10 protein-coding genes, 1 rRNA gene and 1 other annotated feature are annotated in these 9,714 nt (G+C 44.1%); of the genes, 3 read left to right on the forward strand and 8 right to left on the reverse strand.

Features of this window, described 5'->3' with window-relative positions:
• Positions 1-11: 11 nt before the first annotated feature.
• Positions 12-1,577, reverse strand: coding sequence for a CTP synthase (locus tag E7008_02450; GenBank protein MBE6456779.1), 1,566 nt, complete (start codon positions 1,575-1,577; stop codon positions 12-14).
• 181 nt (positions 1,578-1,758) lie between these two features.
• On the opposite strand from E7008_02450, the gene E7008_02455 reads away from it, so the two are divergent.
• Positions 1,759-3,669, forward strand: coding sequence for a ComEC family competence protein (locus tag E7008_02455; protein MBE6456780.1), 1,911 nt, complete (start codon positions 1,759-1,761; stop codon positions 3,667-3,669).
• Here E7008_02455 and truA read toward each other — a convergent pair.
• Genes truA through def form a run of 4 tightly spaced genes read right to left on the reverse strand, consistent with a single transcriptional unit; the run spans position 3,666 to position 6,074 of the window.
• Positions 3,666-4,397, reverse strand: a complete 732-nt coding sequence (gene truA, locus E7008_02460) for a tRNA pseudouridine(38-40) synthase TruA (GenBank protein MBE6456781.1) — start codon at positions 4,395-4,397, stop codon at positions 3,666-3,668. The genes E7008_02455 and truA overlap by 4 nt on opposite strands.
• 4 nt (positions 4,398-4,401) lie before the next feature.
• Positions 4,402-4,764: a hypothetical protein gene (locus E7008_02465; protein ID MBE6456782.1), complete on the reverse strand. Its 363-nt coding sequence runs from the start codon at positions 4,762-4,764 to the stop codon at positions 4,402-4,404.
• 3 nt (positions 4,765-4,767) lie between these two features.
• The gene (locus E7008_02470; GenBank protein MBE6456783.1) at positions 4,768-5,574 is read right to left on the reverse strand and encodes a methionyl-tRNA formyltransferase; all 807 of its coding nucleotides are present in this window, start codon (positions 5,572-5,574) and stop codon (positions 4,768-4,770) included.
• Positions 5,571-6,074 (reverse strand): peptide deformylase, encoded by a 504-nt coding sequence (gene def, locus E7008_02475; protein MBE6456784.1) that lies wholly within the window; start codon positions 6,072-6,074, stop codon positions 5,571-5,573. The genes E7008_02470 and def overlap by 4 nt, the downstream gene beginning before the upstream one ends.
• 21 nt (positions 6,075-6,095) lie before the next feature.
• Here def and E7008_02480 point away from each other — a divergent pair, with 21 nt between their 5' ends.
• Positions 6,096-6,998: a DNA recombination protein RmuC gene (locus E7008_02480; protein ID MBE6456785.1), complete on the forward strand. Its 903-nt coding sequence runs from the start codon at positions 6,096-6,098 to the stop codon at positions 6,996-6,998.
• 147 nt (positions 6,999-7,145) lie between these two features.
• Here E7008_02480 and E7008_02485 read toward each other — a convergent pair whose 3' ends face one another.
• Positions 7,146-7,769: a hypothetical protein gene (locus tag E7008_02485; protein ID MBE6456786.1), complete on the reverse strand. Its 624-nt coding sequence runs from the start codon at positions 7,767-7,769 to the stop codon at positions 7,146-7,148.
• A gap of 108 nt (positions 7,770-7,877) precedes the next feature.
• Here E7008_02485 and E7008_02490 point away from each other — a divergent pair, with 108 nt between their 5' ends.
• Complete coding sequence (locus E7008_02490; GenBank protein ID MBE6456787.1) at positions 7,878-8,363, forward strand: hypothetical protein; 486 nt, start codon at positions 7,878-7,880, stop codon at positions 8,361-8,363.
• A 114-nt stretch (positions 8,364-8,477) separates the two neighbouring features.
• Here the strand turns inward: E7008_02490 and E7008_02495 are convergent, their stop codons facing one another.
• Positions 8,478-9,350 (reverse strand): hypothetical protein, encoded by an 873-nt coding sequence (locus tag E7008_02495; GenBank protein ID MBE6456788.1) that lies wholly within the window; start codon positions 9,348-9,350, stop codon positions 8,478-8,480.
• A gap of 84 nt (positions 9,351-9,434) precedes the next feature.
• Positions 9,435-9,549, reverse strand: a 5S ribosomal RNA gene (rrf, locus tag E7008_02500).
• Positions 9,550-9,657: 108 nt separating this feature from the next.
• Positions 9,658-9,712, reverse strand: a sequence feature (possible 23S ribosomal RNA but 16S or 23S rRNA prediction is too short).
• Positions 9,713-9,714 lie beyond the last annotated feature (2 nt).

Genomic DNA, 9,714 nt, shown 5'->3' on the forward strand with positions numbered 1-9,714 from the left:
TTTTTTCTGTATCATCCCCGTGATGCACGGATAAAGGCATTAAACATTGGGTGGCCGGTGTATGGACTGGATTGAAATTCTGGGTGAAATTGGCCTGCAATGAAAAATGGATGATTTTTTAGTTCTATTATCTCGGGCAGTTTTCCGTCCGGACTGCGCCCTGATATTATCATGCCAGCGGACGCAAATTGTTGTTCCAATCCGATATCCATTTCATATCTATGACGATGACGTTCGGATATAGATGTCGCACCATATATTTTATGCGCCAATGTATCGGGCGTTACATCACACGGATATGCCCCCAGTCGCAATGTCCCACCCATATTTTCAGCATTATGATTCGCCATTATGCCAATAACAGGCGTGCAATCTGATGAAAACTCGGACGAGCCTGCGTTTTCAATCCCCAAAACATTTCGCGCAAATTCAATAACGGCAACCTGCATCCCCAGGCATATTCCCATGTATGGAATACCATTTTCACGGGCATATCGTGCAGCTGCAATTTTGCCGTCGACACCGCGCGCACCAAATCCGCCCGGCACCAAAATCCCCGCAACATCACGACAATCGTCAGGTGTGAATTTTTCGGCGTCTATTTTTTTCAAATTTACATGCACATTGTTTTGGATGCCGGCGTGGAACAAGGCCTCGTTCAATGATTTATAGGCATCGGGTACGTTAAAGTATTTCCCAACAATGCCAATGTTTACCGTTGGTAAATCGGCCGACAGATAATTTTCGATGCGTTCAAATCGCGTCATGTCCCCACGCGCATGCGGCAAATCAAAATGGTCGGCAATAATATCAAATACATGTTGGGATTCATATGCCAATGGAATTTTATAAATGTTATCAACATCTATGCCGCTGATGACACTTTTGGCCGGGATGTTACAGAACATGCCGATTTTATCGCGTTCACCGGCCGTCAACATGCGCGGCGTGCGTACGATTAACATATCGGCCTGAATCCCGTTTTCCAGTAATTGGCGCACAGACATTTGGGTCGGCTTGGTTTTTAGTTCGCCGGACTTTTCCAAATATGGCGCAAGTGTTAAGTGCACAAACATTACATTTTTGCGGCCAACGTCATTGGCAAACTGACGAATGGATTCCAGGAATATTTTACCTTCGATATCACCGACAGTGCCGCCGATTTCACAAACAACAAAGTCTGTGTCGGTGGGGGCAGATATGTATTCTTTGATTTTGTTTGATACATGTGGAATCATCTGGACCGTTGCCCCCAGGTAATCACCATGGCGTTCGGCATTTAAAACGTCCCAATATATGCGACCGCCCGATACCGAATCATTACGCGACAGGCGCGCCCCCAGAAATCGTTCATAATACCCCAGGTCCAAGTCTGTTTCATAGCCGTCGTTCGTCACATAGACTTCGCCATGTTGGAACGGTGACATAGTGCCCGGATCAACATTTAAATACGGATCGAATTTTCGTGCGTGTACAGTATACCCCCGCGATTGAAGAAGGGCGCCACAACCTGCTGCTGCGACGCCCTTGCCAAGACTTGAAACAACCCCACCAGTGATAAATATATATTTTGCCATAAGTGCCCCCTTATGGAATTTTATCATACGACAGAATCGGAATATTCGCAATGACACATATAGGATTTTATATGATTTTTGGTATTGCCCGAAATTGTATAACACGGTATACTAAAATGTATTCCCCCCATAAAAAATCTTTGGCTTGTATTGATACGGAATAAATTCCTATAATTTCCCTATGCGGGATTGGTTGGATAATCAGTATCAAAATCTGTTTTTATATGTGCCATTCTTACTGGCCGGTGGCGCAGCGTTGTATTTTACAATGTCGGACGAGCCAGGACTGATTTTTGCATATATTGGTTTGCTGATTTCATCAGGTGCGATTTTTATAAAACGTGTGCCGAATATTCTGCGCGCGATGTTAGTTTTTATTTTTGGCTTTTGCTATGCGTGTGTGTTTACCGACTTAATAGACACACCAAAACTGAGATACAACAAACACAATTTAACCGTTGTTGGAATGGTTCAAAATATAGATTACACAGATGAAAAATCCAGAATATATTTGTCTGTGGCGGCGAACGACATTGGCGCAGGTGACGGAACGGCAACCGTGCGCGTATCAATGGATGGCAACATTACAACACCACAGATTGGTGATGTTATAAGTGCGAACATAGGTTTGTTCAAACCGTCGGTGGCATACGCGCCCGAAACATTTGATTATGCACGCTGGGCGTACTTTAATGGTTTAAGCGCAACAGGATATATCAATGATTTTCAGGTAATCGAATCGGGTGGTACGGGTGGCATAAACAGCATGCGCAATTTTATTCATGGGCGTGCAAATTCATTCTTGGTTGACAGTTTGGTGTTGGGATATAAAAACGCAGTGCCAGCCGACGACAATCCGATATGGACCGCAACCGGTATCGGGCACGTGTGGTCAATCAGTGGATTTCATATGACGTTGGTGGGCGGTTGGATATTTTTGATATTCTATTTCTTGTTTCGGGCAATTCCATATATAACACGTCGTGTACCGGCACGAATTCCGGCAATGGGATTTGCATGGATTGGGTTGCTGGGGTATTTGTTTTTGTCGGGTGTGGATATTGCAACTGTACGCGCGTTCATTATGACAACCTTGATATTTTTGGCGTTTATGGTTGGGCGCAGCGCGATTTCATTGCGGAATATTGCACTGGCGTTTTGTTTTATATTCTTGATGAATCCCCACTATGTTATGCAGGCGGGTTTTCAGTTGTCATTTGCGGCGGTGTTTGGACTGGTTTGGGTGTATTCAGATGTAAAACCAAAAATGCCACGTAACAAATTACTCAAAGCCATTTGGGTGTGCGCAATTACGTCTGTTGTGGCAACAGTATTTACCGCGCCATTTGTTGCGATGCACTTTGGTGCAATTCCGATTTATGGCTTGATTGGGAATTTAATCCTGTTGCCGATATTTTCGTTTGCAATTATGCCACTGATTTTAATTGGCGCGTTGTTTGGTGGTGGTGCGCCGATTGAATGGGCACATACGTTGTATGATTTTGCACTGGATATCGCGCAATATATTGCAAGTATTCCATTTGCCACAATTACTGTACCACATATATCAAACGTAGCGGCGATGTGTTTCATTGTTTCGTTTATGACACTGGTATTAATCAGACCAATTAAAATTAAGATAAATTACATTTTGTTCGGTGTGCTTTGTGCGGTTGGTGTTGGGATTGTGCATTTGTCGCCACGACCGATGTTTTATGCAACGCACGATAATGAACTGGTCGCATTTGTTCGGGATGATGGGAAACTGGAATTTAACAAATCGCGCGCGTCAAATCACTATTTCGCGTTCGATACGTGGAAGAAAATAAATGGCGAACAAACCAACACACCAAACCCACGACGCAAACATGACAAAGGCGTGTACAGGTATGGCGATATTGTCTATGTTCAAAAGTTTGTACCATTGATGAAAAATATTAGTGCAATGTGCGCGGATGACAGTGTTCGATACATCGTTTCATATTTTGATATTAAGTCGAAGAGTTGCGCGCATAAAATCATGAGTGGTGGATTTGTTATTTATCCAGGTGGGCGCGTAAAGTATATTCAGCAAAATCGGCGGTGGCATTAATAATCTGCGCGGATGAAATACAGACCAGACGCCGGCGCGGTTGGGCCGGCCGCCGCACGATTTTTTGCAGCCAAGATTTCATCAATATCGTATGGCTTGCCCAGGCCGATTTCAATCAGCGTGCCAACAATGTTGCGCACCATGTGGTGCAAAAATGAACGCGCAGAAAATTCAAAAATAATTTCGTCACCGTTTTGCGTTATTTCGATTTTATCTAATGTTTTTATTGGGGACTTGGCCTGGCATTCAGATGCGCGAAAACTGGTAAAATCATGATTACCAATCAATTTATTCGCCGCCACGCGCATTGCGTCAATATCCAGGTGACGCGGCACCCAGTATACACGATTTTTCTGTAACACAGGTGCGGCGGCGCGATTTAAAACCACATATTTATAATGACGCGCGATGCAATTGAAACGCGCACTAAAATCATCCGGCGTAATTTCACATGCCAGCACAGATACAGGCGCGCCCGTCAGATAAAAATTCAGCGCACGCATAACCGTTTGGGCATCATAATCGCCATCAATATCGGTATGTGCCGTCATGGCAACGGCATGAACCCCAGAATCTGTGCGGCCCGCACCAACAACATCCACACGCGCGCCACAGAATTTTTCAATTGCGTCTTTGACAAGCGATTGAACCGATGGGCCTTGGCGATTTTCTTGCCAGCCGATTAGGTCTGTGCCGTCATATTCCAAGATTAATTTATAGCGTGTCATCAGATTAACGACCGTTCCATTTACGTTGCTGGTACATCTGGGCCAGTTTAAAATCTGCACATTTTTCAGTTGGCGCAACCATGCGTGGTCCCCATGTCAGTAATTCCATTAAACTGACATTATAACACGCCGGCGAATCAAGATGATAGCCAAAGTTTTCACAATATTTACAATGATTTTCAACCATCGGTATATGTTCAAATTTATTGCAATGTTCTATGTTTGGGCGTTCAACTGTGCGCAAACCCATCAACATGCGCAGAAACAGCCCACGATCACCACATGCAATACCACCACGACGTTCAACACTGTGAACGCAATTTAAACAACATTTATCCATTATAATTGGGCCATCACTATATTCCATTTCTTATTCCCCATATTTAATTGCTGCACCGCGCAGACCGTTAACAAAACTTGTCCAATCCATGGGATTTTTTCCCGCTGGCTGGACACGCAGGATGCGTAAATTATCATTATCGATTTTTGTTTGCAATAACTTTATATCAATACCATTGATTTTTGTGCGGCCGCATCCCAGCGCACGAATCTGGTTGTGAATTTCACGTGCACTGCGTGACCAATCAATGATTTCATCTGTGCCTGTCCACTTATGTGTATATGTTGGTGTGCCGGTTTGCGGAATCGGCGCATAGCCCATCGGATTCGACAAATATTCAACCAGCATTTCAGACCCAATTTCAGACACACGATTTTCAATTGTTTCATTTGTATCATCAATACCAATTTCGAATTCACGACACATAAATATATCGCCTGCGTCCAATTCAGGGGTGACCGCCATTAAACACACCGCTGATTTTTCATCACCGTTATATATCGCCGTACGAATTGGGGACGGGCCACGGTATTGTGGCAAACAACTTGGGTGAATATTTATAACCGGTGCAGACGACAGAACATTGTCGCGTAATATCACACCATATGAAATAACCACAACCATATCAGGCGAATAATTATATTCGTTTATATTGGTATGAACCGTCAACCCGTTATTTTCAGCCCAGGTGTGTACCGGGGATGGTGTTAAAACCTTTTTACGGCCCATCGGTTTTGGGGCACGTGTGAACACCGCCATGATTTCATGGCCGGCATTTTTTATCGCATCAAAGATTGGAACAACAAACGCGTTTGTGCCCATTAAGACCAGTTTCATTTTTTGAACTTTTTAACCTTTCTCATTAACATTTCACGACGCAACGGCGACAGGTAATCTATAAATAATTTCCCATCCAGGTGATCTGTTTCATGTTGGACAATTCGCGCAGGTGTGCCAGACATCTGGGCCATTTTTTTTGCGCCCGTTTCATCAGTCCATTCAACAACCACAGAATCCGGACGTGTGACATTCGCAAACACCGGCAGACCGTCATTACCCAGGACGGACAGGCAGCCCTCTTCCATTGTGCAGGTGTCGGCGCCATATGACATAATACGGGGATTTATCATGCGGTACACAGTTTCAGAATCTGGGTCCATCATCACCAAGAATCGCGATAAAATCCCAACCTGGGGCGCGGCCAGGCCAACACCATTTTGTTCACGCATCATTTCAACCATTTCATCCATGGTCGACAATAGTTCCGGCGAAATCGAATCCACCGGCGCACATTGTGTACGCAAAACTAAATCACCACAAAGTTTCATTTGCAACATGTATTAAACCCTTTATAATAAATGATAGCAAAGGATTGGGAAATGACAACTTATATTTTTGTATTGTTGGGGATTATTATTGTATTATTGGTTGCGGTTTTGATGAAACGGCCAACGATTGATATATCGGCATTGCGCGAAGATAATGCGCGACTGCGTGAACGTTTGGCGGAACGCCTGGGCGCGTTAAGCCAGAACGCAATTGAACTGAAAAACATCAGTGGCGACATTGCAAATTTCAAAAATATTTTAATGGGTAATAAACAGGCACGCGGAACGTTTGGCGAACGCCAACTGGAAGATTTGGTGCGTGACATTATGCCACCGGAAACATATGCGTTTCAATGCGTATTGGAAACAGGCGTACGACCGGACTGTGTAATCAGATTGCCATATCCGCCGGGAGATATGATTATTGACAGTAAATTTCCACTGGAAAGTTATAATCGTATGCTGGTGGACACAAACGATGGTATGGCACGCAAACAATTTGAACTGGACGTGCGCAAGCATATTGATGCAATTGGTGAAAAATATATAATCCCGGGCGTGACGGCGGAATCAGCCATGATGTTTATTGCGTCTGAATCTATTTTTGAAACACTGCATCGTGAATTTCCAGGCGCGGTTGAATATGCCGCACGCAAAAAAGTATTTATTGTGTCGCCGTCGACACTGTGGGCAACGTTGAATACAATTCGCGCTGTTTTATCCGACATAAAAATTAAACGCGTCGCCGCCAAGATTCGCAAAGAATTGGATGCACTGTTGACTGATTTGGGACGATTAAATGACCGCGCGACGAATGTGGAAAAACATTTTCGTATGACCCAGACTGATATTGAACAACTGCAAATTTCGATTGGAAAAATCGCACCGCGTGCGGAAAAGTTACGCGATATGGATTTCGGTGAAGACCAATAAAAAATCCCGCCAGATGGCGGGATTTTTTTGAGACATGAATACTGCGATAAATAAAAGTTTATTTAAGTAAAAAAATAAAAACGTCATACCCGCTTGGTTACATCCACGCAAACATTCGTTTGCGCGGGGAAAACTGGGGGGGGATTTTTATTTCTGATTTTGTTTTATTGCCGACAGCATACGTTCTTGCGCAATATGCAAGTCTGTTTCTGATTTAATATCCGCCAGGATGTAATCACGAATCTGGGCCTGGCGACGATTATACTCGGCATCCAGAATATTATAAATTTGTTTCGTAGGCATAAACAAGTGCGCGTTTTGATTATAAAATACTTCTTCGTCATTGCTTGTTAACTGATGTTTTGATGGGGCAAAATACCCACGGTCTGTGGCCATAGTGCCATAACGCATAATAACGTTATGTGTGCGTGTGGAATCATCATCTGACAAACGCACAACATCACGCGCGCGCATATTCTTGGCATTTTCTAGGATGTATATTTCATAGCGTTCAAATACACCGTCCTGGAATTTCCAGTCGCCAATTCCCAAAACCTTCATAAAATTGTTTTTATGCACAAACACAGACGTACGCGTAACGTTTAATTCATAATTGTCGAATAACGCGCTGTGCGCAGGATGACGGCCTGGCAATGTTTTTAAATCGATTTTTGATAAATCGCATTCAGACAATGCACGCGACAAATCGTATAAAAAATTTTGTTCCCTGGTTTGCGCCGTTGTTAAAACGGGCTGACTGTTCTGCTTCATTATAAATCCTTTATTGTGTATGGATTCTAGAACAGTATGATGATTTGTCAATCAATTTCATAAGATTCCTGTGGCGGGGATTCGTGATATTATGCTAGGCTTGCCATTATGACACGAAGACTAAAAACAGCGGCGGCGGTCGTGCTGGGGATGCATGATGCGTTGGTTTCCCTGACGGGGATGATCGGGGGATTGACGTTCACACTGGCCGATCGACGTATGATTATTTTATCGGCAATTATCGCGTCTGTGGCGGCGGGATTGTCCATGGGGGCGTCGTGCTATCTGGCGGAAAAGACGAATGATAATCCACACGCGTTGCGCGCAGGTGCGATGACCGGGATTGCGTACCTGGGGACGTGCGCGTTTTTGATATTACCGTTCTTAGTTATTCCAAACACACATACTGCGTTGGTGATGTCGTTTGTTATGGCGGTGGTTGTTATATTTGCATGTAATTGGTGTATTGGGCATACATGCGGACGGCGATGGTGGCGACATGCGCTAGAAATGCTGGCGATATGCGCAGGCGTATCAATTGTGTCTTTTATAATTGGCGAGGTTGCAAAACACTTCCTGGGGGTTGTGATATAAAAAAACACGCCACACAGATAACGACAATGTGGCGCGTCAATTTCTCCTTTCTGGACTCTGGTCCAAGACAACTTTAACAAAGTATGCGCATTTAATGCAATCGAAAAATTTTAATTATCGCACATGTTCGGGCGCACGTTTGTTTGCACGATACGCAGTGTCAATTATCGATTCAAAACGACGCAGGCGTTGCGCGAAATCATTTGTCTGGCCTGCGCCAAATATTGGGGCGCGACCAAATTTCATCGCTAAAAACATATAGTTTATAACCGCTGGATTCTGGGTTTGCGCGTGGGCCGCCAACTGGGCAAAGGTATCGATATCGTTCGTCTTGATACAGTATGCCAAACGCTGGACAATATTCTGTTCGATGCGGGTTAAACGTTTGATGTCATCATGTTCGCCGTCACGCATATCTAATGACGGGGTGTCAATTAATTTTCCATTCTTGAAATTTCCGGGGTGCGCGTCGCGGACTGTCAACCCCTTGGTTAAATACAGGTAATACATTTTTTCCATGGCGGATTCAAAACCATCTTCGCGGTCGCGTGCAATATAATCGGACAGAACCCATGAATATTTGCGCCCGCCAAATTCAAATACTGCACCAATGTGGACTGGATTTACCAATCCACGCGCGTGTTTTTGTAATGCCATGGCATACAATTCACCATGCAGTGTATTGCGATTTATCTTGAACGCGTATTTTTGGTCGCCGATTTGTATTTTATAAACAGACCCCATAGAACCAGACGCAACATAATCCAGTTTAACATCGTGACCAAACAATTTGCCGGGCGCAGTCAACACAATGTTATTTTTATCCATACCGGATGCCAGTTGCCGATGGAAATCAGTCGCCAGTGCGGTCATAAACGCATTAAATTCGTTGGTCGCCGTGGCGATGTCGCGCCCCACCACCATTTGACGCAACGCGTCGGGCAGCGCACCCATATTCTTGTGTACAAAACTGATAAATTTTTTCATGCTGTGATTATAACATATTTTAACCCCAAAAAAAACCGCCCAGATGGGCGGTGAAATTCGGTTTTTATATCAAAACTGGATTTATTCTGGCGACGACCTACTCTTCCGTGGCTTAAGCCAAAGTACCATCGGCGATACGGGGTTTCCCTGTCTGGTTCGGGATGGAACAGAGGGTGACTCCCGCTCAATAATCACCAGAATAAATCCAGCGAACATCATAATTCCTAAGAATCATACTTAACGTTCTCTTCAAGCATACCGTCAAGACTTATAAAAGTCAAGACGATAAGATAAAAAGTCAATGGTTCGATTAGTACTGTTAAGCTAAATCCGTCACCGGACTTACACACACAGCCTATCAATG

This window comes from Alphaproteobacteria bacterium (genome assembly GCA_015062495.1).
Lineage (GTDB): Bacteria > Pseudomonadota > Alphaproteobacteria > Rs-D84 > Rs-D84 > Enterousia.